This window comes from Blastococcus haudaquaticus (assembly GCF_900230285.1).
In the GTDB taxonomy this organism is placed as follows: Bacteria; Actinomycetota; Actinomycetes; order Mycobacteriales; family Geodermatophilaceae; genus Blastococcus_B; species Blastococcus_B haudaquaticus.
Genome location: NZ_OCNK01000007.1, coordinates 144,818 through 170,046 on the forward strand (window position 1 = coordinate 144,818; position 25,229 = coordinate 170,046).

The following is a 25,229-nucleotide window of genomic DNA, read 5'->3' on the forward strand; positions in this document are numbered from 1 at the left end:
TCCTTCCGACCCCTTCCGGCATACCCCGGAGGGGTATAGCGTTCGAAGCGGTAGGACAGCCGGACCGAACGAAGGAGTGGTCATGCCAACTCAGCAGCGGACGGCGGTGCTGGAGGTCTCCGGAGTGCGCTGGGCCTCGGAGAAAGTCACCGTGGAACGGTTGCTCGGCCGCCGGCCGGGCGTGCTCGCCGTCGACGCCAACACGGTCGGACAGACGGCCACCGTCACCTACGACCCCGCGCAGACCTCGGTCACCGAGTTGGCCGGTTGGGTGCGCGACTGCGGCTATCACTGCGCCGGACAGTCGGTTCCCCAGCACATGTGCGACCCCGCAGCCGAGCCAGGCGCCGCGCACGACAGCCAACACGCCCATGTCGTCGCACCGGAGGCGACCGCGCCGACAGCCACCGCGGCCGACGCCGACGACGCGCACAGCGGGCACGGCGACAACGGCACGGGAGGGCACAGCGCGGCCGGGCACGGCGCTACGCCGCAGGGCATGAGCCCGCACGATGCGATGGGGCATGGCGGGCACCACGGGTCCATGTCGATGGCCGACATGGCACGCGACATGCGCAACCGGTTCCTCGTCGCAGCGGTGCTGTCGGTGCCCATCCTGTTGTGGTCGCCGATCGGGCGGGAGGTGCTCGGCTTCGACACCGCCGCCCCGTTCGGGCTGCGTGACGACGTCTTCTCGCTGCTGCTGAGCCTGCCGGTCATCTTCTGGTCGGCGTGGATCTTCTTCGACGGCGCCTGGCGGGCTCTGCGGGCCCGCACGCTCGACATGATGGTGCTGGTCGCCGTGGCCATCGCGGCCGGCTGGGGCTACAGCGTGGTCATCACCCTCACCGGTGGCGGCGAGGTGTTCTACGAGGCCGCAACCGTGCTGACCGCGTTCGTGCTGCTCGGTCACTGGTTCGAGATGCGGGCCCGCGGCGGGGCGAACGACGCCATCCGCACCCTTCTCGAACTGGCGCCGCCGCGCGCGGTGGTGCTCCGCGACGGACAGCCGGTGGAGATCCCCACGGCGGAGGTCGTCGTCGGCGATCTGCTGCTGGTCCGGCCCGGCGCGAAGGTCCCGGTGGACGGCGTCGTGGAGGACGGCGAGTCCGAGGTCGACGAGTCGATGGTGACCGGCGAGAGCCTGCCGGTGCCCAAGGCATCGGGCGAGGAGGTCATCGGCGCGTCGGTCAACACGACCGGCACGCTGCGGGTGCGGGCGACGAAGGTCGGCTCGGACACCGCGCTGGCGCAGATCGTCAGCCTCGTCCAGCAGGCCCAGGCGTCCAAGGCGCCGGGGCAGCGGCTGGCCGACCGGGCCGCGTTCTGGCTGGTGCTGGTCGCGCTCATCGGCGGCGCCCTGACCCTCGCGGTCTGGCTGGCCGTCGGGGCGTCGTTGGCCACCGCGATGCTGTTCGCGGTGACGGTCGTGGTCATCACCTGCCCCGACGCTCTCGGCCTGGCCACCCCGACGGCCATCATGGTCGGCACCGGCCTGGGCGCCCAGCGTGGTGTGCTGTTCAAGAGCGCGACCGCGCTGGAGACCGCCGCGCACATCACCGCCGTGGCCTTCGACAAGACCGGCACGCTGACCAGGGGCGAGCCCGAGGTCACCGACGTCGTCGTGGACGGCAGCGCGGTGGGCCTGGACGAGGACACCGTGCTGGCGCTGGCCGCCGCGGTGGAGCGGGAGTCCGAGCACCCGCTGGCTGCGGCTGTGGCCGCTTACGCCGAGGACCGCGGGTTGCCGGCGCTGCCCACCACCGGGTTCCGCAACGTGCCCGGGCACGGCGCCATCGCCCAGGTCGACGGCCGGACCGTCGCCGTGGGCAACGCCAAGCTGCTGGCCAAGGAGGGCGCCGACCTCGGGCAGCTGGGTGCCCGCCGGGAGGAGCTGGCCGCCGGTGGGCGCACCGCGGTGCTGGTCGCCGTCGACAGCCACGCCGTCGCCGTCATCGCGCTGGCCGACGCGGTGCGCCCCACGTCGGCCCCGGCCGTCGCAGCTCTGCACGAGGCGGGCGTGCGGGTGGTGATGATCACCGGGGACAACGCGGCCACCGGCCGGCGCGTCGCCGACAGCCTCGGCATCGACGAGGTCATCGCCGAGGTGCTGCCGGCGGACAAGGCGGCGAAGATCGCCGAGCTGCAGGCCGGCGGCGCGCGAGTGGCGTTCGTCGGCGACGGCGTGAACGACGCTCCCGCGCTGGCGACCGCCGATGTCGGCATCGCGATCGGCGCCGGCACCGACGTGGCCATCGAGAGCGCCGACGTGGTCCTGATGACGTCGGATCCCCTCGGTGTGCCGACCGCGCTGACCATCGGCCGCGCGACAGTGCGCAAGGAGAAGCAGAACCTCACCTGGGCGGTGGCCTACAACGGGCTGGCGCTGCCGATCGCCGCCGGGGTGTTCGCCTCCTGGGGTCTGGTGCTGCGCCCGGAGATCGCCGCGCTGACGATGTCGGGGTCGTCGTTCCTGGTGGCGGTGAACGCGCTGCTGCTCAAGCGGCTGCGGCTGCCGGGGACTCCGGCCGCACCGGCGGCGCGGCCGGCCGCGGCTCCCAAACCGGAGTCGGTGTCCCGCTGACGACTGCGCAGGGCGTGGGCGGCCCTCCCGGCGAGTGACCGGGCGGGCCGCCTACGGTGGAGCCGTAGGGGGTGAGCATGGGCGCACGGTTGTGGACAGCACTGCTGCTGCTCGGTGCGGTCGTGTTCATGCACGGGCTGCAGTGCGCCTCGGCCGACCACCCCGGCGGCACACCGCTGCTGTCCCCCGCTGCGGTCGCCCACGACGTCGACGCGCCCATGGCAGCTGTCTCCGCCGCCATGAGCGACGCCGGGCACACGACGGCCGGCTCCCCGGCCGTGGGCGGCGTCGACGCCGCGGGCGTCGTGCTGCACGGTCAGACCGACACCTCCGGGCACGGCGGCGCCGGCCATCTGTGGTCGGTGTGCCTGGCGGTGCTGGCGGCCGGCCTCGCGCTGCTGCTGGGCCTCGCCGTCCGCCGGCTGCTGCGGCTCGGCCGCGCCGCTGCCCTTCCTGCGTTCACCCGCGCCGCCAGGTCACTGACCGCGTTCCACCCACCGGAGCTCTCTGCCCTCTGCGTCCTGCGGATCTAGGCCGAACCGCCCTGCCGCCCGCCCTGCCACCCCTGGTGGCCCGGCGGCGGTTCCGGCACGCCTACATCCCCCTCGAGCAGAGAGAAGCATCGACATGACCCGCACCACCGCACGTCTGCCCCACCTCGCCGGCACCCTCCTCGCCGGCGTCCTCGTCCTCGCCGGATGTGGCGAGGACGGCTCCGACGCCGCGGCATCTGGTCCCACCAGCAGCGGCGCGGCGTCGGCCAGCGCCAGCGACAGCGCCGACACCGAGCACAACGACGCCGACATCGCCTTCGCGAGCGGCATGGTGCCGCACCACGAAGGCGCGATCGAGATGGCCCAACTGGCTCCCAGCCGGGCAGCCGACCCCCGCGTGCTGGAGCTGGCCTCCCGCATCGAGGCCGCGCAGGGGCCGGAGATCGACACGCTCAACGGCTGGCTGGCCGAGTGGGGCGAAGCCGACACGGGCGGTATGGACCACGGCGGCATGGACTCCGGCGGCATGGACCACGGCGGCATGGACTCCAGCGGCATGGACATGGCCGCGCTGACGAACGCCACCGGCGCCGAGTTCGATCGGCTGTTCCTGCAGCAGATGATCGCCCACCACCGCGGTGCCGTGGAGATGGCCGAGAGCGAGCTCGCCGAGGGCCGCGACAGCGACGCCCTGGCGTCGGCCGAGACCATCCGCGACACCCAGGTCGGCGAGATCGCCGAGATGGAGCAACTGCTCACCGAGCTCGGCGGCTGACAGGATCCGCGGTGGGGCGAGCGCGTCGGCGCTCACCCCACCGCGGAACCGCCCGCTCCCGTCCCGCACCCGGAGCACTCGTGCGCTCGTCGCGCTCCGTGCGCAGCGTCCGCGCCGCCGTCGCCACCCCGGCGGCAGGGTTCTCCGCTGTCGGACACGGCCCCGGCGCCCGCCGACGCCGCACCGGCCGACGGCACCGACGTCCTGCCGTCAGGACACGTGCACCGCCTGGCCCAGGACCCCGGTGACGGCGCACTGCTGGTGCCACGCACCAGACCCTCGTCGAAGTCGGCGAGGACGGCACCGCGAAAGCAGAGCCGCCCCGACCTCCGAAGAGGGCCGGGGCGGCTGGAACTGTGTGCCGAGTTCGCAATCGCTGCCAACGTGGCAAGAAGCGTCAGTGGCAGTCCCGCTGACATGTCGGCGAGCCTGCCGGGACATCAGGCGGGAATTCCGCTGACATCCCGGCAAGCCTCGACATCAGCTGCAACCGCTGGTGGAGCCGCAGCCCTCGCAGACGTAGCAGCTACCGGCCGGCCGCATCTTCGTGCCGCAGGTCATGCACAGCGGCGCGTCGGTGGCGGTCCCGGTGACCAGCTCGAGGAGCTCGGCCGAGGAGTGCGCCTCCTTGACCGACTTCGGGCCCTCCGGGGTGACCTTCTCCTCGACCTTGGCGGTCTCGATCGGAGCCGAGTTGCGCAGCTGCTCCAGGTCGACCTCTTCCTCCTCGGTGACCGCGGGGGTCGAGGCGGAGCTGCCGTAGCCGGAGACCTGCGCGGCCCGCTCCTCGGCGGTGAAGATGCCGAGACCGGCCCGCTTGTCGACGGGCAGGTGATCCAGCGCCAGGCGACGGAAGATGTAGTCCATCACCGACTGGGCGATCCGGATGTCCGGGTCGTCGGTCATGCCGGCGGGCTCGAAGCGCATGTTGGTGAACTTCTGGATGTAGGTCTCCAGCGGCACACCGTGCTGCAGCGCGATGGACAGCGAGATGGAGAAGGCATCCATGACGCCGGCCAGCGTCGAGCCCTGCTTGCCGAGCTTGAGGAAGACCTCGCCGAGGCTGCCGTCCTCGTACATGCCGGCGGTCATGTAGCCCTCGGCGCCCGCGACGCTGAAGGACGTGGTGACGCTGGTCCGCTTCTTGGGCAGACGCTTGCGCACCGGGTGCGAGAGGGCCGCAGGCGCGGCGACCTCGACCTTGGCCTCCGTCTTCGAGCCGTCCTTCTTGTTCATCGCGTCGGACAGCGGCTGGCCGACCTTGCAGTTGTCGCGGTAGATGGCCAGCGCCTTGAGGCCCATCTTCCAGCCCTGGAAGTAGATGTTCTCGACCTCTTCGACGGTCGCCGTCTCCGGCATGTTGACCGTCTTGCTGATCGCGCCGGAGATGAACGGCTGCACCGCGGCCATCATGCGGACGTGGCCCATCGGGGAGATGGCCCGCTCGCCCATGGCGCAGTCGAACACCTCGTAGTGCTCCGGACGCAGGGTCGGGGCGTTCACGACGTGGCCGTGCTCGGCGATGAACTCGACGATGGCCTCGATCTGCTCGTCCTGGTAGCCCAGGCTCTTGAGCGCCCGCGGCACCGTCTGGTTGACGATCTGCATCGAGCCGCCGCCGACCAGCTTTTTGAACTTGACCAGCGAGAAGTCCGGCTCGATGCCGGTCGTGTCGCAGTCCATCATGAAGCCGATGGTGCCGGTGGGGGCGAGCACCGACGCCTGTGCGTTGCGCCAGCCGTTGTCGGCGCCGATCTCCAGGCACTCCTGCCACTGCGCCGTCGCGGCCTTGAGCACGTCGGCGTCGTCGGCGCCCACGGGGCGGATGGCGTCGTTGGCCGCGGCGTGCTTGCGCATGACCCGGGCGTGGGCGTCGGCGTTGCGGGCGAAGCCGTCGTAGGCGCCGACGATGCCGGCCAGCTCGGCCGACCGACGGTAGGCGGTGCCGGTCATCAGCGAGGTGATGGCCGCGGCGAGGGTCTGGCCGCCCCGGGAGTCGTAGGCGTGGCCGGTCGCCATGAGCAGCGCGCCCAGGTTGGCGTAGCCGATGCCCAGCTGGCGGTAGGCCCGGGTGGTCTCACCGATCGGCGCGGTCGGGAAGTCCGCGAAGCAGATCGAGATGTCCATGGCCGTGATGACCAGCTCGACGGACTTCACGAAGGTCTTGGAGTCGAACGTGCCGTCGCTCTTCAGGAACTTCATGAGGTTCAGCGACGCCAGGTTGCACGAGCTGTTGTCCAGGCTCATGTACTCCGAGCACGGGTTGGACGCATTGATCCGGCCGGTCTCGGGGTTGGTGTGCCAGTCGTTGATCGTGTCGTCGTACTGGATGCCCGGGTCGGCGCACTCCCACGCGGCCGTGGTGACCTTGCGGAACAGGTCCTTGGCCTCGACGGTCTCGATCACCGAGCCGTCGATGCGGGCACGCAGACCGAACTCGGTGCCCTCCTCGACCGCGCGCATGAACTCGTCGGAGACGCGTACCGAGTTGTTGGCGTTCTGGTACTGGACGCTGGTGATGTCCTTGCCACCGAGGTCCATGTCGTACCCGGCGTCGCGCAGCGCGCGGATCTTGTTCTCCTCGCGCGCCTTGGTCTCGATGAACTCCTCGATGTCCGGGTGGTCGATGTCGAGGACGACCATCTTCGCGGCGCGACGGGTGGCGCCACCGGACTTGATGGTGCCGGCAGAGGCGTCGGCGCCGCGCATGAAGCTCACCGGACCGGAGGCGGTGCCACCGGAGGACAGGAGCTCCTTGGAGGAGCGGATGCGGGAGAGGTTCAGGCCGGCCCCGGAGCCGCCCTTGAAGATCAGGCCCTCCTCGCGGTACCAGTTCAGGATCGAGTCCATCTCGTCGTCGACCGCGAGGATGAAGCAGGCGCTGACCTGCTGCGGCGCGCTCGTGCCGACGTTGAACCAGACCGGGGAGTTGAAGCTGAACACCTGGTGCAGCAGCATCCAGGTGAGCTCGTGCTCGAAGATCTCGGCGTCGCCCTCGGTGGCGAAGTACCCGTGCTCGCGACCCGCGGCGCCGTAGGTGAGGACGACCCGGTCGATCAGCTGACGGAGGCTCGTCTCGCGCTGCGGGGTGCCCACCGCGCCGCGGAAGTACTTCGTGGTGACGATGTTGGTGGCGTTGATGCTCCACTCGGCGGGGAACTCGACGCCGCGCTGCTCGAAGTTGATCGACCCGTCGCGCCAGTTGGTCATGACGACGTCGCGGCGCTCCCAGGTCACCTCGTCGTAGGGGTGCACACCGGCGGTGGTGAAGACGCGCTTGATCTTGAGGCCCTTACGGCTCGGCGCCTTCGGGGTGCGCCGTGCGCGGGTGCCGGCCAAGCGGTCGTCGGTCTCGGTCATGGTGTGGAGCTCTCCCTGGGTGTGGCGTGCTTCGTGTGGCTGTCAAGGGCGGATCGGAGGGCTGGGGAAGAGCCGCGATCGATGTGCTCGTAGTCGTGTCTAGCGGGCGGTACTGACAGTTCTGCGGTGTCCGGAGCCCTCAGCCAGCGGGCGTTCCGGCCGGCTCTGCGACGTCGGCGGCACCGGGCTGCCGCGCCTTGAGTTCGGCGATCTCCTTCTCGAAGTCCGCCACCGAGGTGAAGGAGCGGTAGACGCTGGCGAATCGCAGGTAGGCGACCTCGTCCAACTCGCGGAGGGGCCGCAGGATGGCCAGCCCCACCTCGTTGCTGGGCACCTCCGCCGCGCCGGTGGCACGGATGGCGTCCTCGACCTGCTGGGCCAGCTTCTGGAGCTGGTCCTCGTCGACCGGCCGGCCCTGGCAGGCCCGGCGGACACCGGCGACGACCTTCGACCGGTTGAACGGCTCGCTGACACCGCTGCGTTTGACGACGGCCAGTACGGCCTCCTCGACCGTCGTGAACCGTCGCCCGCACTTGGGACAGGAGCGACGACGACGGGTCGTCGCCCCCTCGTCGGCCTCCCGCGAGTCGATGACCCGGCTGTCGGCGTTGTGGCAGAACGGGCAGCGCATCGCGGTTCGCCTCCTCCCGAGTCCCGGCCTGTCCGGAGCCGTCCTGTGGACCCTCCTGGGGACATCCGGTGGATGCCCCGGGGAGAACCTGAGGATCGGCCTGTGGACAGGCTTACAACTCTGTAACTACTAGATGTAGGGGAACCCTAGGCCGGTCCACACAAGATGTGCAAGCGAAAGTCTCCTCGGCGTGTTCCGCCCAGACACTGCCGTGAACAGGGAGGACATCCCTCCCCACGAGTCACACGACACGCCGCACCGGCACGCCGGCGGGCGCCGCGGACGGACGCGCGGCGCTCAGGAAAGTGGCGCACGGGCCATGCCGCCGACCCGGTGGGCCCAGCCGGGTCGGGCGAGAGACCGCCCCGACCCAGCGGCGGGTATCGGTCGGCCGTCGGCCGTTCGGACACCGCGCCGTTCTGCTCGTGGACCCATCCGGATGGATGCCCGACACCCGGACGTGGTGCCGTCCGGGTCCTGCGCGGGAGCCGGGCAGGCGTCGACCGCGCCGGCGCTCGTCGGGGCGCCGGCAGCGGTGGATCAGAGCCCGCGGAGGGAACCGTCGACGCGGGGGCGCCGCCCGTGCGGCACGTGGTCGGTCAGCCGCATCGGACGGGTCAGCAGTTCGGACTCGAGTCCGCGCGGAGCCGCCCCGCCTGCGGCAGACGCCGGCCCTGACTCGGCGCGTCCGGACTCGGCGCGCACGGCCTGGGTCCGGTCGACGTGGGCGCGGGCAGCCTGGGCCCGCGCAGCCGGGACTCGCGGGCGCGACACGGGGCCCGAGGCCCGGGGGGCCTCGTCCTCGGGGCGTTCCGCCGGGGTCCGAGGCGCCTCGGTCACGGGCGGGAGGAGGCCGGTGTCGGCGGTGCGGTGCCGGCCGGGGTCGGCGGGGGCACGGTGACGGCCCGGCGGGACGGGGGGCCGACCGGTGGTGAGCGTGACCTCGGGTGCGCGACGGCGGCCCACGGCCGGGGCCTCAGCCGCCTCGGGGGCACGGCGGCGTCCGCCGGTGGATGGCTCGGCCTGCTCCTCGGGGGCGCGGCGGCGACCGACCGAGGCGAACTGTGCCGTCTCGTCGGCGGTGCGTCGTCCCCCCGCGACCTGCGGGTCAGGGACGACGGACAGGTCGCGGACCATGGGTAGGCCCGACGTGGCGGCGTCGTCGTCCGCCGGGCGCACGCGCCGGCCGGACGGGTGCCGGGCCACCGACATCTCCTGGGTGCCAGGGGCGTAGCTCCGGCGCACCGGAGCCGCCGGGGACTCGCCGGCCACGGCCAGATGGCGCTCCGGGAGGCGCAACGACGCGAGGTCGGTCCACGCCGTCTCCTCGACGCCCCCGAGCACGACCCGCACCCACACCTGGCACGAACCGTTGGCGTCGTGCCGCCAGCCCAGGAGCTCGCCGGCCCACCAGGTTCCTGCCTGATAGACCTCCACCGACTGGGGTTGACTGGTGAACACAGCTGCTCGGTTCTCCATGGCGCCTGACACGCGACGACCGTAAGCGCTGAGGTGACCACTCACCGTGAAGGCGCCCGCACTGAGGGTTGACGAAGTCGGGCGGCGACGTTGTGGATCTATTGCCGTGGCGCGCCCGGCTCCGCCCCTGACCGGTGCCCGACCCGCGCTGCCCACCCGTCCGTCCTGGTCAGGGCCACGACACGCGGAGAGGTGCCCGCGGACGACGGGCCGCACGCTCACGGCAGCCGGAGGGTCTGACCGGGCACGAGGTCGGTGCTCGCGAGGTCGTTCAGGTGCTGGATCTCGTCGACGAGGACCCGCACGTCGCCCTCTCCGGCCAAAGAGGAGGCGATCGACCACAGCGTGTCGCCCGGCTGCACGACGACGGTGCTGACACCGGCCAGGCGCAGGTCGCCACCGTCTCCCCCGAGCATCGGCCCCAGCCAGGAGCCCACACCGACCGCGACGGCGAGTGCCAGCACCACGCCGAGTCGACGTGCCCGTCGGGTGAGCCGCAGGCGGGCCGCCCGCACGGCACCGGTCGGCGCCGGACGGCGCGCGGCCGCCCGGGGTGACGTGGGGCCGGTCAGCCCCGTGCCGGGGCGGGTCGCCGGGCGCCGCGCGGGCACCGTCGGACCGACCGGCGGGCGGCAGACACCGACCCGGGACGGACTGCGACGGGAGGGGTGGGCCGCCGGTGCGCGGAACGTCGGCTGCGACTGCTCGGCGACCACCACCAGACGCGGCCGCCAGGGCGCCTGGACCTCCTCGTCGAACTCGAGCACGGCCTGCTGCACGCTCCCCATGACCCCTCCGCCTCCGATCGCGAACCGTCTCCGTCGTCGAACGCCTGTTCGATTCGAACGACTGCTCGATGTCTACCGGACGGGTCCGACGAAAGCCACCGGACACGGCCCCACACTTCGAACATGTGTTTGATCGCAGCTCCCGAACGCGCTACCGTCCGTCCGACGGACACACGCGCTGCGGGAGCAGCGGACGAGGAGGCGACGTGGCGGAGAAGAGCGGGAGCTCAGGCGGCCGCAAGGCGTCCGGGAACTCCCCTGCGACCACGGGGACGGCCACCGTGCGGTCGTTCCCCGACCGTGCGGCGGACGGAGACGGACTGACCCAGCGCCAGCGCCGGGTCCTCGAGGTCATCCGCGACTCGATCGAGCGGCGCGGCTATCCGCCCTCGGTCCGCGAGATCGGCGAGGCGGTCGGCCTGTCGTCGGCCTCCTCCGTCGCCCACCAGCTCTCCGTGCTGCAGAAGAAGGGCTGGCTGCGGCGGGACCCCAACCGGCCGCGCGCGCTCGACGTGCGCCTGCCCGGCGACTCCCCGCACTCCGTCCCGGCGCCCGCTGCGGTCGGTCTCGGCGAGGACACCCAGGTCTCCGCGCCCACCTACGTCCCGCTCGTCGGCCGCATCGCCGCCGGTGGGCCGGTCCTGGCGGAGCAGGCCGTCGAGGACGTCTTCCCGCTGCCTCGGGAGCTGGTCGGCGAGGGCACGCTGTTCATGCTCAAGGTGGTCGGTGACTCGATGGTCGAGGCTGCCATCTGCGACGGGGACTGGGTCGTCGTACGCCAGCAGCCGACCGCGGAGAACGGCGAGATCGTCGCGGCCATGATCGACGGCGAGGCCACCGTCAAGACCTACAAGCGGCGCGACGGGCACATCTGGCTGCTCCCCCACAACCCCGCCTACGAGCCCATCCCCGGCGACGACGCCACGGTTCTCGGCCGGGTGGTCAGCGTCCTGCGACGCGTCTGAGAACGATCACGTCCCTCACGGCACTCGAGCCGGGGACGGCACCACACCGGCGGTCCCGCAGCAGCGGGGCCGCCGGTGGTCGTCAGGGGCAGGGCCGGCGGTCGTCAGGGACGGCGGCGGAGCCGGCCGGAGATCCAGACGACGACGGTCGCGACCGCAGCGGCGATGAGCCCGGACGTGATCGGCGACATCCCCGAACTCGTCAGGTCGGTGAAGCTCGGCACCGGCCCGGCGGGCGGCGCCTGCGCGGCTGCCGCGAGCTCGGGGGTCAGCGACACCCTGGTCAGGTCGCTCGGCAGCATCTCGCTTGCCACCAGCAACCCGAGACCGTCGGCCGTGAAGCTGATCGCCTCACCCTGGGGTGAGTCCGGCAGTGGGATCCGGACCGGCTGCCCGGCCAGGGCGCCGACGACGTCGTTACCGGCGAGCGTCCAGACATAGGCGTCGGTGTACGTGCGCAACGCCAGGTGCTTGCCGTCGGTGGCGACCGCTCCGCCGGTGACCAGCAGCTGGCCGGCCTGACCCACCGGTCCGCCGGCCGTGCCCGTGAGGGTCAGGTTGACCGAGGCCACCTTGGCGAGGGCCACGGTCCCGCCGTCGGCGAGAGCCGCCGCCGGGCTGTAGACGCCACTGGCGCCCAGCAGCTCCTTGGTCACCACGTACGGCGTGCCGTCCGGCGCGAGGAGCAGCGCCTCCGCGTCGTGCGGCCCGTCCGGATAGGTGAGCCGGTACACGCCCGTCGTCCCGTCCGGCCGCAGCGCCAGGAGCGCCACGGTGCCGCGGACGCCGTTGTTGTCACCGGTGTCGGCGAACCACACGGTGCCGTCCGCAGCGACGGCCATGTCCTCGGGGTCGTACGGATCGATCGCCGCGGTGTGCACCTCGATCACCTGGCACGCCGCATCGAGCAGGTGGACTGCCAGCTGTTCCCCGCCGTCGTTCATCGCGAGGAGGCGGTCCCCGACCGCGACGAGCCCGGACAGTTCGGCCAGCCGCGGGTCGGTGATCTGGCACTGCACGGCCGGTGCGGCGGCCGCGTCCTCCGCGGCGGCGGGCACGACAGAGCCGAGGACGAGGCCGGCGCCGAGGACTCCCCCGGTCGCCAGTAGTCGTCCCCGCACGCCGCTACGCGGTCTGCCGGCCTCGGGCACGTACCCAGCGTGACAGAACGACTGCATCCAGTCCGTGAACCACGCCCAACAGCAGGATGCCCACGGCGCCGCCCACCACCGCGTCGGTGAGCCAGTGGAAGTCGAGGGACACCATCGCAAGCCCGGTGATGACCGGCCCGAGCACGGCGAGCACCCAGAACGCCTGCTGCACCTGCGCCGGCAAGCCGTACTCCACGGCCTGCCAGCGGGCGACGCCCCACATCAGGACGGCATTGGCGACGTGCCCGGAGGGGAACGAGGCGCCGTCGTCGTGGAAGAGGAAGGACCCGGGGAAGCCGGGGGCCGTGCGACCGATCCCGAACTTCAGCGCGTAGACGCCTGCCGTGAGCACTGCGAGGGCGGCGATCACCCGGAGCAGCGGCAGCCAGGTCCGCCGGCGCCAGGCGAGGTAGCCCACCAGGGCCGCGAGCACCACGAGGATGGTGACCCGCCCGCCGACCTGGGTGATCACCCAGACGACCGGATAGGCGGCGGAATCCCGCAGGCCCCAGTCGCTGACGATCTCCGAGACCCGCAGGTCCATCCGCTCGAGCGGCCCACGGGCCAGCAGGTCGGCCGTGATCAGGCCGCCGGCGAGGAGCGCGGCGACCAGGAGCCACCACGGCGGTCGGCCCACGGAGATCTCCCGCGACGGGCCGGGCAGGCCGACGTCGCGCACCGTGCCGCTGGTCACCGGCTCACCGTACCGGCCCGTGACCTGACCGTGATCCGGCGAGCCGGATCACGGTCAGGTTCAGACGGCCGGATCGGCGAACGGCTCCAGCGTCGCCGCGAGGCCGCCGTCCACCCGGGCGCTCAACCGGGTGCCGCCGTCCTCGTGCCGCTCCTTGAGGACTTCGCCGTCCCGGTGGACCCGGGCGACGAGGTCGCCGCGGTCGTAGGGGACCAGGACGTCGACGTCCACGTCGGGGTGCGGCAGCCGGGCTGCGATCAGCTCGCGCAGGGCGTCCATCCCGGCGCCGGTCCGCGCGGACACCCAGACCGCGCCGGGCAGCGCCCGGCGGAGGGTGAGGATGGCCTCCTCGTCCATGGCGTCGACCTTGTTGACGACGATCACCTCGGGGACCGAGGAGGCGTCGATGTCCTGGAGGACGACGTGGACCGCGTTGATCTGGCCCAGCGGGTCGGGGTCGGAGCCGTCGACCACGTGCAGCAGCAGGTCCGCGGCCGCGACCTCCTCCAGCGTCGACCGGAACGCGTCGACCAGCTGGTGAGGCAGGTGCCGGACGAAGCCCACGGTGTCGGTGAGCGTGTACTCCCGCCCGTCGGGCCCCTCGGCCCGGCGCACGGTCGGGTCCAGGGTGGCGAACAGGGCGTTCTCCACCAGGACTCCGGCGCCCGTCAGGGCGTTGAGCAGGCTGGACTTGCCGGCGTTGGTGTACCCGGCGATCGCCACGCTCGGAGTGGCGTTGCGGTCGCGGCTCGACCGCTGCGTCGCCCGGGCCGTGGCCATGCCGGCGATCTCGCGGCGCAGCTTGCTCACCCGTGCCCGGATGCGCCGTCGATCGGTCTCGATCTTGGTCTCACCGGGGCCACGGGTACCGATACCCCCACCGCCGGCGACCCGTCCACCCGCCTGCCGGGACAGCGACTCACCCCAGCCGCGCAGTCGGGGCAGCATGTACTGCATCTGGGCGAGCTCGACCTGGGCCTTGCCCTCCCGGCTGCTCGCGTGCTGGGCGAAGATGTCCAGGATCAGCGCGGTCCGGTCGACGACCTTGACCTTGAGGATCTTCTCCAGCTGGTTGAGCTGCCCGGGCGTCAGCTCGCCGTCGCAGATGACGGTGTCAGCGCCGCTGGCAGCGACGATGTCGCGGATCTCGTTCGCCTTGCCGGAACCCACGTACGTCGCCGCGTCGGGCTTGTCCCGGCGCTGGCTGACCGCCTCCAGCACCTCGGAGCCGGCGGTCTCGGCCAGTGCGGCCAGCTCGGCGAGCGACCGGTCGGCGTCGACCTGCGTCCCCTCCGTCCAGACACCGACGAGCACCACGCGCTCGAGGCGCAGCTGCCGGTACTCGACCTCGGTGACGTCGGCGAGCTCGGTGGAGAGACCGGCGACGCGACGCAGCGCACCGCGCGCCTCCAGCGCGTAGGAGCCGGCCGTGTCGTCGGGCTCGTCGCGCCGCCCGGCCGGGGCGGGGCGCGACTGGTCGTCGTCCAGGGGGACGTCGGGAGCGGTTGTCATCGTCTCCAGCGTTGCATGCCCCGCGAGCTGGGGCACCTGAGTTGTGTGCGTCTTCGTTGGCATCGCTCGGTACAACGCACGAGGGGGCCGAGTACATCCCACCTGTGACCGGGTAGGGCAGATCGACGCATCCACTCTCCGAGGAGGTCCTCATGAGCGAGACCGGATCCAGCAGCCTGGGCTCCGACAGCGAGATCGAAGACCCGGGCCGGGAGCCGCGCGGCCTGGGCGGCCCACCCCGGAACCCGCTCGGCGGTGGTCCCGACCAGGACAGCGGCCGCGGGGACCCGACGGGCAGCCCGGGCACCGAAGGTCAGTCGATGATGCCGGAGTCGCCGACCGAGGATGACGACCGCGTCTGACCGCCCGTGATCAGCCGGCGAGCCACTCCGGACACAGCTCACCGGCCGACACGAGCACCGCAGGGCCGGTGAGCACGGTCGTCGTCGGGGTCACCTGCACCGACAGCCGGCCGCCGGGGACGTCGACGACGACGGTGCCCTCGGCGCGGCCCTCGGCGACGAGGGCCGCGTAACCGGCGGCGCATGCACCTGTGCCGCAGGACCGCGTCTCCCCCACCCCGCGTTCCACGACTCTCAGCCGCACGTGCGCCCCGGGCTCCAGCACGTTGACGAGCTCCACGTTCACGCCGTCCGGGAAGAGACCGCTGTCGAAGCGGGGGGTCCCGGTCAGGTCCAGCCCGTCGACGTCGACGTCGGTCAGGCAGGCCAGGTGCGGGTTCCCCATCGAGACGGCGCGACCGGCGAAGGTCCGGCCGGCGACCTCCGCCTCGCCGGCGCCGAACTCCCGGGCGGGTCCCATGTCCACCCAGTAGTCGCCGTCGGCTGTGGCGCCCACCCGACGGGGTCCGCCGCGGGTCCCGACGAGGACGCCGGCCTCGCAGGTGGCGCGGTCGAGCAGCCCCTCGCTCACCAGGACGTGCAGGAACAGCCGGATCCCGTTGCCGCACATCTCGGCGGTCGACCCGTCGGCGTTGCGGTGGTCCATGAACCACTCGCAGGCGGAGAGCTCGTCGCCCAGGACCCCGGCGGCGTCCGGCACGTGCGCACTTCCCACGACGCGCAGCACACCGTCGCCACCCATACCGGCGCGCCGATCGCAGAGCCGCCGGACAAGTGCTGCGTCGAGCCGGTCCTCGGGCCACACCCTGCCATCGGGGTCGGGAAGGACGACGAAGTCGTTCTCCGTGCCGTGCCCGACGAGCACCCGGGGAGCGGTCTGGGAAGTCACCGCCCGATCGTACGGGCGGTGATCACGGCACCGACGGCGTCGACCAGGTCGGACCGCCCGGCCCCGAACCACTCGATCGTTGCGTCACGACGGAACCAGGAGCGCTGCCGTCGGACGAACCGGCGCGTCGTCGTCACCGTGCGTTCCCGCGCCTCCTCGGGGGTCAGCTCACCGGCGAACTGGGCCAGCACCTGGGCGTAGCCCAGGGCCCGGGACGCGGTCGGGCCCTCGCGCAGGCCGTCGTCGGCCAGGGCGGCCACCTCGTCGACGAAGCCGGCGGCCCACATGCGCTCCACCCGGGCGGCCACCCGTCCGTCGAGCTCGGCCGGCTCACGGTCGAGACCGATCACGACGGCCGGGTAGTGCGGCGCAGGGTCGGGCAGTTGCGCGCGGAACGGTCCCCCGGTGAGCTCGATGACCTCCAGCGCCCGGACGATCCGCCGTCCGTTGCCGGGCAGGACCGCGGCCGCCGCCACCGGGTCGAGCGCGGCCAGCCGGGCGTGCAGCTCGGCGGACCCGACGGCTGCCAGCTCCGCCTCCAGCCGTGCCCGCAGCACCGGGTCGGTCCCAGGGAACTCCAGCTCGTCGAGGACCGCGCGGACGTAGAGCCCGGAGCCGCCCACCAGCAGCGGAACGGTCCCGTCGGCGCGCAGCCGGTCGATCTCGGCACGCGCGCGCTGCCGGTACTCGACCACGGACGCTGCCTCCCGGACGTGCCACAGGTCCAGCAGGTGGTGCCGGACGCCGTCGCGCTCGGCGAGGTCGGGCTTGGCGGTGCCGATGTCCATGCCCCGGTACAGCTGCATCGAGTCGGCGTTGACGACCTCGCCGCCGAGCCGGTGGGCCAGCGCGACCGCCAGCGCGGTCTTCCCCGTCGCCGTCGGGCCGACCACCGCGACCACCGGGGGGAGGCTCACGCGGCCACCCACGAGGCGGCCAGGTAGCCGACGCCGAACGGCGCCGCGTCGTGGTGCAACCGTGCGGTGATCCGTCCGCCGGACAGCGCCGCGCCGACCGCGCGCCACACCGGGACCCCGTCGGCCAGCAACCGCTCGCCCTCGTCGACGTCCAGCCCGGCGAGGGCGTTCGCGTCCCCGGAGCTCAGCGCGTCCGCCACGGCGGCGTCGAAGGGGGCCGCGGCCTCGTCCAGGTACCCCGGGGCCTTCATGGTGCGACGCGCGGATCCGTCGCCCATCGCCAGGACCCCCACCGGCGCGGGCAGGTCGCGCACGAGTTGCGCGAGGTCGTCCGGCCCGACCCCGACCCGGACGCCGGCGAACCCCGCCTGGTCCAGCAGCGAGGCGCCGAGCGCGTGCGGCACCGGGACGTGCTTCCCGCCGGGCCGCACCCGGCCGTCGAACGGGAGCTCCACGGCGATGCCGAACCCGTGCAGGCAGCCGACGTCCCCGGTCCCGAAGCGCTCACCGGGAGCCGCTCCGGTCCCCACGACCACGACGACCTCCGGCCGCACCGCCAGTAGATCGGTCACGGCGGCGGCGCAGGCCGCGCGCAGCGCCCTCGTGTCGGCTGCGGCCCGCACCTCGACCGCCGGGAGCAGGAGCGGCGGCGCGGGGCAGAACGCCACGGCCACCGCGGCACGCGCGCCGGGCGGGGGTGGACCTTCGTGGACGGGACTCACGCGGGTCAGTCTCCCGGATGCGACGTGGGACACTGCCCGACGTGTCGAGCACGGACAACCCCGGCAGCGGGGCGCAGCAGGACTCTTCGCCGATTGCGGAGAACCCGGAGACGATCGGCGCCGAGGCGGTGAGCGAGCAGCCGGCCCCCACAACCGCTCCCGCCGAGACGGCCACCGACGCGGCCGCCACCTCGGAGGCGGTGACGCCGGCGGCCGGTACGCCCGCGGCTCCGGCCCCCGGTGACGCCGCCGTGGCGGACCCGACCAGCGACGTCCCGACCACCGTCCCGGACGCCGAGGGCCAGAACACGGCCGAGGGCCAGAGCCCGGCCGAGGGCCAGGCCCCGCCCGAGACACCCACCCCCGCCCCGGAGGCGCAGCAGGCGCGGACGCCCGCGCCACCCAGGCCCCGGCCCATGGCTCCCCGCCCGGTGCCGCGGCCCGCGCAGGCCGCCCCCGCGGCCGAGGCCGCCGCCGTCGAGCCGCCCGTCGTTCCGGCCAGCGACCCCACGCAGTGGGGCCGGGTGGACGAGGACGGCACCGTCTACGTGCGCACGGCCGAGGGTGAGCGGGCCGTCGGGTCCTGGCAGGCCGGCGAGCCCGCCGCGGGGCTGGCGCACTACGGACGGCGGTACGACGACCTGGCCACCGAGGTGGCCCTGCTCGAGGCCCGGCTGAAGGCGCACACCGGCAACCCGGCCGAGATCCGCGGCAAGGCCCAGGGGCTGGCCGAGACGATCCCCTCCGCCACCGCGGTCGGTGACCTGGACGGCCTCGCCGCGCGCGCCCGCGCCATGGTGGAGACGGCCGACGCGGCTGCCGCGGAGTACCGCGCCGAGAAGGCCGCCGCCCGCGCCGGCCAGGTCGCCCGCAAGGAGGCGCTGGCCGCCGAGGCCGAGCAGATCGCGGCCGAGTCGACGTCGTGGAAGGCGGCCGGTGACCGGCTCAAGGCCATCGTCGAGGAGTGGAAGACGATCCGCGGCATCGACCGCAAGACCGACGAGGCCCTGTGGACCCGGTTCGCCGCGGCCCGGGACGCGTTCGGCCGGCGCCGGGGGGCGCACTTTGCCTCACTCGACGCGCAGCGCGGCGAGGCCCGGGCGGCCAAGCAGGAGCTGATCAAGGAGGCGCAGAAGCTGGCGACCTCCACCGAGTGGGGTCCGACGAGCGCCGCGATGCGGACGCTCATGGACCGCTGGAAGGCGGTGCCCCGCACGGGCCGCGAGGGCGACGACGACCTCTGGAAGGAGTTCCGCGCCGCACAGGACGTCTTCTTCGCCGCTCGCACCGAGTCGGACAAGAAGCGGACCGGCGAGGAGACGGCCAACCAGCAGCTGAAGGAGGAGCTCCTCGCGCAGGCGGAGAAGCTCGATCCCTCGACCGACCTCAAGGGTGCGCAGAACGCGCTCCGCAAGATCCAGGAGCGCTACGACGCGATCGGGCACGTCCCCCGCGGGGTGATGCGCCAGCTCGAGGACCGCATGCAGGCCGTCGAGCAGAAGGTGCGCGGCGCCGCGGACTCGACCCGGGTCCGAACAGCCCCGGAGAACCCGATGGTCACGTCCATGCGGGCCGCCGTCACCAAGGCCGAGGAGCAGCTGGCCAAGGCCGAGGCGGCCGGCGACCAGCGTCGGATCACCGAGGCGCAGGCCAACCTGGCGACCCGCCGCGAGTGGCTGGCCGAGGCCGAGAAGTCCGCTCGCCGTTAGCCCGACGGGCTGGCTGCTGACCCCGGCGTGGGGGTCAGCAGCCGCCGGTGAGCGCCGGTAGCGGGTCGGGGACGCCGATCCGGGGCATCCCGAGCGAGACACCGGGAGTCGTCGGCCGGGTGCCCGCCGCGCTCGCGTCACCGGCGCGGGTCCGGCGGTGGGACAGCAGCGCGCCGTCGGCGACCAGGAAGTGCGGCTTGGCATCGGTCACGACCGTCTCGACGACGTCGCCGGGACGGATCCCCTCGGCGGCCTCGGCGCGGAAGTGCACGAGCCGGCCGTCACGGGCCCGCCCGGAGAGCCGACCGGTGGCGGCGTCCTTGCTCCCCTCCCCGGCGGCGACGAGGAGCTCCACTCGGCGGCCGATCTGCGCCCGGTTCTCCGACCAGCTGATCTCGTCCTGCAGCGCGGTGAGCCGCAGGTACCGCTCCTGGACGACGTCCTTCGGCAGCTGGTCCGCCATCTCCGCGGCGGGCGTCCCCGGGCGCTTGGAGTACTGGAAGGTGAAGGCGCTGGCGAAGCGGGCCTGGCGGACGACGTCCAGGGTCTGCTGGAAGTCGGCCTCGGTCTCGCCGGGGAAGCCGACGATGATGTCGGTGGTGATCGCCGCGTCGGGCATCGCGGCCCGCACCCGGTCGATGATGCCGAGGTAGCGCTCCTGCCGGTAGCCGCGGCGCATGCGGCGCAGGACGTCGTCGGACCCGGACTGCAGCGGCATGTGCAGCTGGTGGCAGACCACGGGCGTCTCCGCCATCGCGGCGATGACGTCGTCGGTGAACTCGCGGGGATGCGGGCTGGTGAAGCGGACGCGCTCGAGCCCCTCGATGCGCCCGGTGGCGCGGAGCAGGTCGGCGAACGCGCCGCGGTCCCGGAACTCGACGCCGTAGGCGTTGACGTTCTGCCCCAGCAGCGTCACCTCGAGCACGCCCTGGTCCACCAGCGCCTGGACCTCGGCGAGGATCTCGCCCGGACGGCGGTCCTTCTCCGACCCGCGCAGCGACGGGACGATGCAGAACGTGCAGGTGTTGTTGCAGCCGACGCTGATGGAGACCCACCCGGAGTAGGCGGAGTCCCGCTTCGCCGGGAGCGTCGACGGGAAGACCTCGAGGGACTCCACGATCTCCACCTGCGCCTCGGCGTTGTGCCGGGCCCGCTCCAGCAGCGCCGGCAGCGAGCCCACGTTGTGCGTCCCGAAGACGACGTCGACCCATGGCGCCCGGCGGACGATCTCGCCGCGGTCCTTCTGCGCCAGGCAGCCACCGACGGCGATCTGCATGCCCGGGCGGGCGTCCTTCACGGGCCGCAGGTGGCCGAGGTTGCCGTAGAGGCGGTTGTCGGCGTTCTCGCGCACGGCGCAGGTGTTGAGGACGACGACGTCGGCGTCGCCCCCGTCCGCCGCGGCGGTGTAGCCGGCGTCCTCGAGGAGGCCGGACAGCCGCTCGGAGTCGTGCACGTTCATCTGGCACCCGTAGGTCCGCACCCGGTAGGTACGCGGAACGGGGCTCTCGGTTGCGCTGCTCATGACACGACCGAGGGTACGGCGCCCGGGGTCGGCGGCCGGCACTCCGTCGATCCGGACGACACCGGCCGCTTTGTTACCCCTTCGTGATCGCGGTGGTCACTCGCCGTGTCCGATGGCCTTTAGGGTCCCTCAGGTGACCAGCCGTCCGAACGGAGAGCCTCTCGTCCGCCTGTCCGGCGTCAACAAGTGGTTCGGCGAACTGCACGTGCTGCAGGACATCGACCTGGAGATCGCCCGCGGCGAGGTCGTCGTCGTCATCGGGCCCTCGGGCTCCGGCAAGTCGACGCTGTGCCGCACCATCAACCGGCTCGAGTCGATCGAGCAGGGCGAGATCACCATCGACGGCGAGCGGCTGCCCGAGGAGGGCAAGCAGCTCGCCCGCCTGCGCAGCGACGTCGGCATGGTGTTCCAGAGCTTCAACCTCTTCGCGCACAAGACGATCCTGCAGAACGTCACGCTGGGCCCCATCAAGGTGCGCGGGAAGTCGAAGGCCGAGGCCGAGCAGCGGGCTCGCGAGCTGCTCGAGCGCGTCGGTGTCAGCGCGCAGGCGGACAAGTACCCGGCCCAGCTCTCCGGTGGTCAGCAGCAGCGCGTCGCCATCGCCCGGGCGCTGGCCATGGACCCCAAGGTGATGCTGTTCGACGAGCCGACGTCGGCCCTGGACCCGGAGATGATCAGCGAGGTCCTCGACGTCATGGTCGGGCTCGCCCGGGACGGCATGACGATGATCGTCGTCACCCACGAGATGGGCTTCGCGCGCCGCGCGGCCAACCGGGTCGTCTTCATGGACGGCGGCCGCGTCGTCGAGACGGCCGACCCCGAGACCTTCTTCACTGCTCCTCGCTCCGACCGGGCGAAGGACTTCCTGTCCAAGATCCTCAACCACTGACCATTCCGATGGAGGGACCGCTCATGCGCATCACCCGTTACGCCGCGTCACTCGCGGCCGCCGGCCTTCTGCTGACCGCCTGTGGCGGCAGCGACGCCGGCAACCAGGCCGAGGAGTCCGCCGACAACACGGCCGAGGTCGCCGAGGAGGTCGACTTCCCGGCCGGCTCCACCATGGCCGAGCTGAACGAGGCCGGCACCATCACCATCGGCACGAAGTTCGACCAGCCCGGCTTCGGCCTGCTCAACCCCAACACCGAGACCCCCGAGGGCTTCGACGTCGAGATCGCGAAGCTGGTCGCCGCCGAGCTCGGCATCGCCGCCGACGACATCGAGTGGGTCGAGACCGTCTCGGCCAACCGCGAGCCGTTCCTGCAGAACGGCCAGGTCGACATGGTGGTCGCGACCTACACGATCAACGACGCCCGCAAGCAGCTGATCGACTTCGCCGGCCCGTACTACGAGGCCGGGCAGGACATCATGGTGGCCGAGGGCAACCCCGAGGGCATCGAGGGTCCGGAGGACCTGGCCGGCAAGAACGTCTGCTCGGTCGAGGGCTCGACGCCGGCGCAGAACATCCGGGACAACTACCCCGAGGCCACGCTGACGCTGTTCGACGTCTACTCCAAGTGCGCGGACGCGCTGTCCGCCGGACAGGTCGACGCCGTCACCACCGACAACGTCATCCTCACCGGCCTGGTCGCCGGCAGCGACGGCGGCTTCGAGCTCGTCGGCAACCCGTTCACGACCGAGCCATACGGCATCGGCGTGGAACTGGGCGACACGGACTTCCGCAACTTCATCAACGACGTCCTCGAGGAGGCGTTCGAGAACGGCGACTGGGCGGCCGCGTGGGACCGCACCGCCGGTGACATCAGCGGCACGGAGGCCCCCGAGCCGCCGACCGTCGACCGCTACTGATCCCCATGGCACCGCGGGGCGGGTCCGCCCGCCCCGCGGTGCCCTCTGACGAGCCTCGAGAGGAGGCGACGTGCAGTTCCTCGCGGACAACTTCGGCCTCCTGTGGGACGCCTTCCTCACCACGCTGAGCCTCAGCCTGCTGGCCGGCCTGCTCGCCCTCGTGCTGGGCACCCTCCTGGCGGCGGCGCGGGTCAGCCCGATCCCTCCGCTGCGCGGTCTGGCGACGTTCTACGTCGAGACGTTCCGCAACACCCCGCTGACCGTCGTCTTCTTCTTCATGATCTTCGGCCTGCCGCAGATCGACTTCATCCTCGGCTTCTTCACCGGCGCGGTGCTGTCCCTGGGTCTCTACACCGCTGCCTTCGTGTGCGAGGCGGTGCGCTCCGGCATCAATGCCGTGTCCGCCGGGCAGGCCGAGGCCTCCCGCGCGATCGGCCTCACCTTCGGGCAGTCGCTGCGCGAGGTGGTGCTCCCCCAGGCCTTCCGCACCGTCGTCCCGCCCCTGGGCAACGTCTTCATCGCCATGGTGAAGAACAGCTCGATCGCGGCCGGCTTCGCGACCAGCGAGCTGAGCTCGCTGCTCCCCCGCCTGGTCAACGCCGACGCGGGCCAGCTCACCGCCGTGCTCCTCGGCGTGGTCATCGCCTACATGCTCATCACGCTGCCCCTGGCCTTCGGCGTCCACCGCCTCGAGCGCCGGGTGGCGATCCTCCGATGACGACCCCTGTGCTCTTCGACGTCCCCGGCCCCAAGGCCAAGGCCCGCATCCGGATCGGGACCGTGATCGGCGCGCTGCTGATCCTCGGGCTCATCGCGCTGGTGCTCACCCGGCTGGCCGGCAACGGGCAGCTGGACGGCCAGCGCTGGGCGGTGCTCTTCGACGCCCGCACCGGTGTTCCGCAGACGCTCGGCCGCACCCTGGTCAACACCCTCGAGGTGGCCGCCGTCGGCATGGTGGTGGCCACGCTCCTCGGCCTGCTGCTGGCCGTCGGACGGCTCTCCGAGCACGCCGCGGTCCGCTGGCTGGCGGGCCTCTACATCGAGTTCTTCCGGGCGATCCCCCTGCTGGTCGTGATCTTCGCGCTGTACTTCGTGCTGCCGAAGTACGGCATCCGGCCGTCGGCCTTCCAGGCGCTCGCCGGTGGCCTGATCCTCTACAACTCCGCCGTGCTGGCCGAGATCTTCCGCGCCGGCATCCTGTCCATCGACAAGGGGCAGCGGGAGGCCGCTCTCGGCCTCGGCATGCGCAAGTCGCAGGTGATGACGCTCGTCCTGCTTCCGCAGGCCACCCGCCGGATGCTGCCGGTGCTCATCGCCCAGCTCGTCGTCCTGCTCAAGGACAGCTCGCTCGGCTTCATCATCGGGTACTTCGAGCTGCTGCGCGGCGCCCGCAGCCTGGTCGAGTTCTTCACGCCGCGCTTCGGCAGCGAGTACACCTTCCAGCTGTACGTCGCGGCGGGCCTGATCTACATCGTCATCAACGTGCTGCTGTCCCAGGTGGCCAAGTACATCGAGGAGCGCACCCGCCGGAGCGCCAAGGCCGCTGCGGTCAAGGACGTCGCGCTGCCCGCGGACGCGCCGATGGGCGACAGCTCGACAGCTTCCACCACCTGACCCATCGGCCCCACGCACGGCGCGCCGCATACGACACGCCGCCCGAGCGCCGGTGAGACTGGTCCTCACCATGGAGACGATGCACGCCGCCGGACGGCGCACCCTTCCGCCCGTACCCCGGCCCAGCGCTGACAGCGTCGCGGCGGCGGAGGACCCGGGTCAGCCCGACAACCCCACGGAACGATTCGTCGTCGACCTGGTCGACGGCGAGTCGCCTGCCACCACGGCCTCGACCGCTGAGGCCTCGACCGCTGAGGACGACGTCCCGGACGGGGCCGTCGACGGCGGCACCCCCGAGCTGTCGTCGGCATCCTCTCCGGTCAGCCTCGGGGGGGACCCCGCGCAGGAGTTCGTGACCCGGCTCCGCACGGCGGCGGCCGACTTCGCGGCGGCAGCGGGCGCGGAGTCGGGCGTGGTCCGCGAGGCCGTGCCACCGGCTCGTCATCGTCGGGCCCGGTGCCGGGTGGTCCTTCGCTACGCCGACGAGTCCGAGGTCGACCTCACCTTCCTGGGCCCGGCCGGCCGGCCGGGGACGCCGTCACGTCACGGCTTCGACCGCCAGATCCGTCGCTGGCTCCAGGCCGGCCAGCACCGCGAGGAGGCGTGGCTGGTGACCGATCCGGACGCTCCGGACGGCCTCGCCGTCGACCTCAGCGCCTGGATTGCCGCCGCCTGACCCCGCGCCCCCCTGCTCGGGGCGGCGCTCCGGGCCGGCCGGTCGCAGACCGGTCACCCTCGGGTTTCCCTCCGCCCCGAGATGCGCCACCATGACGATGCGTGCGGTTCGGCGGACAGCGCCCGAGGGCCCGCGCGGCATGCGTCAGCGCAGAGGATCCGGGGAGTCGCTCATGTCCCGCACCGTGATGGATCTCGGACGGGAATCCGCCGAGCGCGGTACGACCCGGCAGCGAGGCGCGGCATGACCGCCATCGCGCCGCAGCCGATCGTCAGCCGGCCGAGCCCGGCGCACGTGGCGGCCAAGGGTTCGCGGTTGTCGAACATCCTGCGGACGACCGACCACAAGACCATCGGCCTGATGTACATGGTCGCGTCGTTCGCGTTCTTCATCGCGGGCGGGTTGATGGCCCTGCTGATGCGCGGCGAGCTGGCGCGGCCGGAGCTGCAGTTCCTCTCGCCGGAGCAGTACAACCAGCTGGTGACCATGCACGGCACGGTCATGCTGCTGATGTTCGCGACGCCGCTGTTCTTCGCCTTCGGCAACCTGATCATGCCGCTGCAGATCGGCGCGCCC

General features: G+C 72.5%; 23 protein-coding genes. 12 read left to right on the forward strand and 11 right to left on the reverse strand.

Annotated features, from left to right (window positions below):
- The first annotated feature begins 82 nt into the window (after positions 1–82).
- The 3 genes from CRP30_RS21100 (at position 83) to CRP30_RS21110 (ending at position 3,853) form a co-directional block, all read left to right on the forward strand.
- Positions 83–2,584 (forward strand): heavy metal translocating P-type ATPase, encoded by a 2,502-nt coding sequence (locus tag CRP30_RS21100; protein ID WP_097185993.1) that lies wholly within the window; start codon positions 83–85, stop codon positions 2,582–2,584.
- A gap of 77 nt (positions 2,585–2,661) precedes the next feature.
- Entirely contained in the window at positions 2,662–3,117 is a 456-nt protein-coding gene (locus CRP30_RS21105; protein WP_143278521.1) for a hypothetical protein, read from the forward strand.
- A gap of 94 nt (positions 3,118–3,211) precedes the next feature.
- Positions 3,212–3,853 (forward strand): DUF305 domain-containing protein, encoded by a 642-nt coding sequence (locus CRP30_RS21110; protein WP_097185995.1) that lies wholly within the window; start codon positions 3,212–3,214, stop codon positions 3,851–3,853.
- Positions 3,854–4,333: 480 nt separating this feature from the next.
- On the opposite strand, the gene CRP30_RS21115 is transcribed toward CRP30_RS21110, so the two are convergent.
- From CRP30_RS21115 to CRP30_RS21130, 4 genes are all read right to left on the reverse strand, one after another.
- Positions 4,334–7,213: a vitamin B12-dependent ribonucleotide reductase gene (locus tag CRP30_RS21115; RefSeq protein ID WP_097185996.1), complete on the reverse strand. Its 2,880-nt coding sequence runs from the start codon at positions 7,211–7,213 to the stop codon at positions 4,334–4,336.
- 139 nt (positions 7,214–7,352) lie between these two features.
- A complete protein-coding gene (gene nrdR, locus CRP30_RS21120) occupies positions 7,353–7,844 on the reverse strand; it encodes a transcriptional regulator NrdR (protein ID WP_097185997.1) in 492 nt (163 codons plus the stop codon).
- A 540-nt stretch (positions 7,845–8,384) separates the two neighbouring features.
- A complete protein-coding gene (locus CRP30_RS21125; protein WP_143278522.1) occupies positions 8,385–9,335 on the reverse strand; it encodes a hypothetical protein in 951 nt (316 codons plus the stop codon).
- Positions 9,336–9,541: 206 nt separating this feature from the next.
- On the reverse strand, positions 9,542–10,111 hold the full coding sequence (locus CRP30_RS21130) for a LysM peptidoglycan-binding domain-containing protein (protein ID WP_097185999.1): 570 nt from the start codon (positions 10,109–10,111) through the stop codon (positions 9,542–9,544).
- A gap of 206 nt (positions 10,112–10,317) precedes the next feature.
- Here CRP30_RS21130 and lexA point away from each other — a divergent pair, with 206 nt between their 5' ends.
- Positions 10,318–11,076, forward strand: coding sequence for a transcriptional repressor LexA (gene lexA, locus CRP30_RS21135; protein ID WP_097186000.1), 759 nt, complete (start codon positions 10,318–10,320; stop codon positions 11,074–11,076).
- A 104-nt stretch (positions 11,077–11,180) separates the two neighbouring features.
- Here the strand turns inward: lexA and CRP30_RS21140 are convergent, their stop codons facing one another.
- From CRP30_RS21140 to hflX, 3 genes are read right to left on the reverse strand one after another with little or no spacing between them, the layout of a single operon-like run.
- On the reverse strand, positions 11,181–12,197 hold the full coding sequence (locus CRP30_RS21140; protein ID WP_235003600.1) for an NHL repeat-containing protein: 1,017 nt from the start codon (positions 12,195–12,197) through the stop codon (positions 11,181–11,183).
- Between the two features lie 4 nt (positions 12,198–12,201).
- A complete protein-coding gene (locus CRP30_RS21145; protein WP_235003601.1) occupies positions 12,202–12,921 on the reverse strand; it encodes a phosphatase PAP2 family protein in 720 nt (239 codons plus the stop codon).
- A 60-nt stretch (positions 12,922–12,981) separates the two neighbouring features.
- Positions 12,982–14,433, reverse strand: a complete 1,452-nt coding sequence (hflX, locus tag CRP30_RS21150; RefSeq protein WP_097186002.1) for a GTPase HflX — start codon at positions 14,431–14,433, stop codon at positions 12,982–12,984.
- A gap of 152 nt (positions 14,434–14,585) precedes the next feature.
- Here hflX and CRP30_RS21155 point away from each other — a divergent pair, with 152 nt between their 5' ends.
- Positions 14,586–14,795, forward strand: coding sequence for a hypothetical protein (locus CRP30_RS21155; RefSeq protein ID WP_097186003.1), 210 nt, complete (start codon positions 14,586–14,588; stop codon positions 14,793–14,795).
- Between the two features lie 10 nt (positions 14,796–14,805).
- Here the strand turns inward: CRP30_RS21155 and dapF are convergent, their stop codons facing one another.
- Genes dapF through CRP30_RS21170 form a run of 3 tightly spaced genes read right to left on the reverse strand, consistent with a single transcriptional unit; the run spans position 14,806 to position 17,323 of the window.
- On the reverse strand, positions 14,806–15,684 hold the full coding sequence (gene dapF / locus CRP30_RS21160) for a diaminopimelate epimerase (RefSeq protein WP_235003602.1): 879 nt from the start codon (positions 15,682–15,684) through the stop codon (positions 14,806–14,808).
- On the reverse strand, positions 15,681–16,601 hold the full coding sequence (gene miaA / locus CRP30_RS21165) for a tRNA (adenosine(37)-N6)-dimethylallyltransferase MiaA (RefSeq protein ID WP_097186025.1): 921 nt from the start codon (positions 16,599–16,601) through the stop codon (positions 15,681–15,683). Before miaA ends, dapF begins: the two co-directional genes overlap by 4 nt.
- Entirely contained in the window at positions 16,598–17,323 is a 726-nt protein-coding gene (locus CRP30_RS21170; RefSeq protein ID WP_097186005.1) for a class III extradiol ring-cleavage dioxygenase family protein, read from the reverse strand. The genes miaA and CRP30_RS21170 overlap by 4 nt, the downstream gene beginning before the upstream one ends.
- Before the next feature lie 41 nt (positions 17,324–17,364).
- Here CRP30_RS21170 and CRP30_RS21175 point away from each other — a divergent pair, with 41 nt between their 5' ends.
- Positions 17,365–19,032, forward strand: a complete 1,668-nt coding sequence (locus CRP30_RS21175; RefSeq protein ID WP_097186006.1) for a DUF349 domain-containing protein — start codon at positions 17,365–17,367, stop codon at positions 19,030–19,032.
- Positions 19,033–19,066: 34 nt separating this feature from the next.
- On the opposite strand, the gene miaB is transcribed toward CRP30_RS21175, so the two are convergent.
- On the reverse strand, positions 19,067–20,554 hold the full coding sequence (miaB, locus tag CRP30_RS21180; protein WP_097186026.1) for a tRNA (N6-isopentenyl adenosine(37)-C2)-methylthiotransferase MiaB: 1,488 nt from the start codon (positions 20,552–20,554) through the stop codon (positions 19,067–19,069).
- A gap of 133 nt (positions 20,555–20,687) precedes the next feature.
- Between miaB and CRP30_RS21185 the strand changes: the two genes are divergently transcribed.
- From CRP30_RS21185 to CRP30_RS21210, 6 genes are all read left to right on the forward strand, one after another.
- A complete protein-coding gene (locus CRP30_RS21185) occupies positions 20,688–21,443 on the forward strand; it encodes an amino acid ABC transporter ATP-binding protein (RefSeq protein ID WP_439647028.1) in 756 nt (251 codons plus the stop codon).
- A gap of 23 nt (positions 21,444–21,466) precedes the next feature.
- The gene (locus tag CRP30_RS21190) at positions 21,467–22,363 is read left to right on the forward strand and encodes a glutamate ABC transporter substrate-binding protein (protein WP_097186027.1); all 897 of its coding nucleotides are present in this window, start codon (positions 21,467–21,469) and stop codon (positions 22,361–22,363) included.
- Between the two features lie 70 nt (positions 22,364–22,433).
- The gene (locus CRP30_RS21195) at positions 22,434–23,081 is read left to right on the forward strand and encodes an amino acid ABC transporter permease (RefSeq protein ID WP_097186008.1); all 648 of its coding nucleotides are present in this window, start codon (positions 22,434–22,436) and stop codon (positions 23,079–23,081) included.
- Positions 23,078–23,977, forward strand: coding sequence for an amino acid ABC transporter permease (locus CRP30_RS21200; protein ID WP_097186009.1), 900 nt, complete (start codon positions 23,078–23,080; stop codon positions 23,975–23,977). Before CRP30_RS21195 ends, CRP30_RS21200 begins: the two co-directional genes overlap by 4 nt.
- Positions 23,978–24,029: 52 nt before the next feature.
- Positions 24,030–24,653, forward strand: a complete 624-nt coding sequence (locus CRP30_RS21205) for a hypothetical protein (RefSeq protein WP_097186010.1) — start codon at positions 24,030–24,032, stop codon at positions 24,651–24,653.
- A 243-nt stretch (positions 24,654–24,896) separates the two neighbouring features.
- Positions 24,897–25,229 (forward strand): cbb3-type cytochrome c oxidase subunit I (locus CRP30_RS21210; RefSeq protein WP_200814891.1); only part of this gene is annotated, 333 nt, incomplete at its 3' end.

Excerpts from the sequence above, each read along its gene's own strand:
- CRP30_RS21100 (WP_097185993.1), top strand. The coding sequence starts at position 83 with ATGCCAACTCAGCAGCGGACGGCGGTGCTGGAGGTCTCCGGAGTGCGC.
- CRP30_RS21105 (WP_143278521.1), top strand. The coding sequence starts at position 2,662 with ATGGGCGCACGGTTGTGGACAGCACTGCTGCTGCTCGGTGCGGTCGTG.
- CRP30_RS21110 (WP_097185995.1), top strand. The coding sequence starts at position 3,212 with ATGACCCGCACCACCGCACGTCTGCCCCACCTCGCCGGCACCCTCCTC.
- CRP30_RS21115 (WP_097185996.1), bottom strand. The coding sequence starts at position 7,213 with ATGACCGAGACCGACGACCGCTTGGCCGGCACCCGCGCACGGCGCACC.
- nrdR (WP_097185997.1), bottom strand. The coding sequence starts at position 7,844 with ATGCGCTGCCCGTTCTGCCACAACGCCGACAGCCGGGTCATCGACTCG.
- CRP30_RS21130 (WP_097185999.1), bottom strand. The coding sequence starts at position 10,111 with ATGGGGAGCGTGCAGCAGGCCGTGCTCGAGTTCGACGAGGAGGTCCAG.
- hflX (WP_097186002.1), bottom strand. The coding sequence starts at position 14,433 with ATGACAACCGCTCCCGACGTCCCCCTGGACGACGACCAGTCGCGCCCC.
- CRP30_RS21155 (WP_097186003.1), top strand. The coding sequence starts at position 14,586 with ATGAGCGAGACCGGATCCAGCAGCCTGGGCTCCGACAGCGAGATCGAA.
- miaB (WP_097186026.1), bottom strand. The coding sequence starts at position 20,554 with ATGAGCAGCGCAACCGAGAGCCCCGTTCCGCGTACCTACCGGGTGCGG.
- CRP30_RS21190 (WP_097186027.1), top strand. The coding sequence starts at position 21,467 with ATGCGCATCACCCGTTACGCCGCGTCACTCGCGGCCGCCGGCCTTCTG.
- CRP30_RS21200 (WP_097186009.1), top strand. The coding sequence starts at position 23,078 with ATGACGACCCCTGTGCTCTTCGACGTCCCCGGCCCCAAGGCCAAGGCC.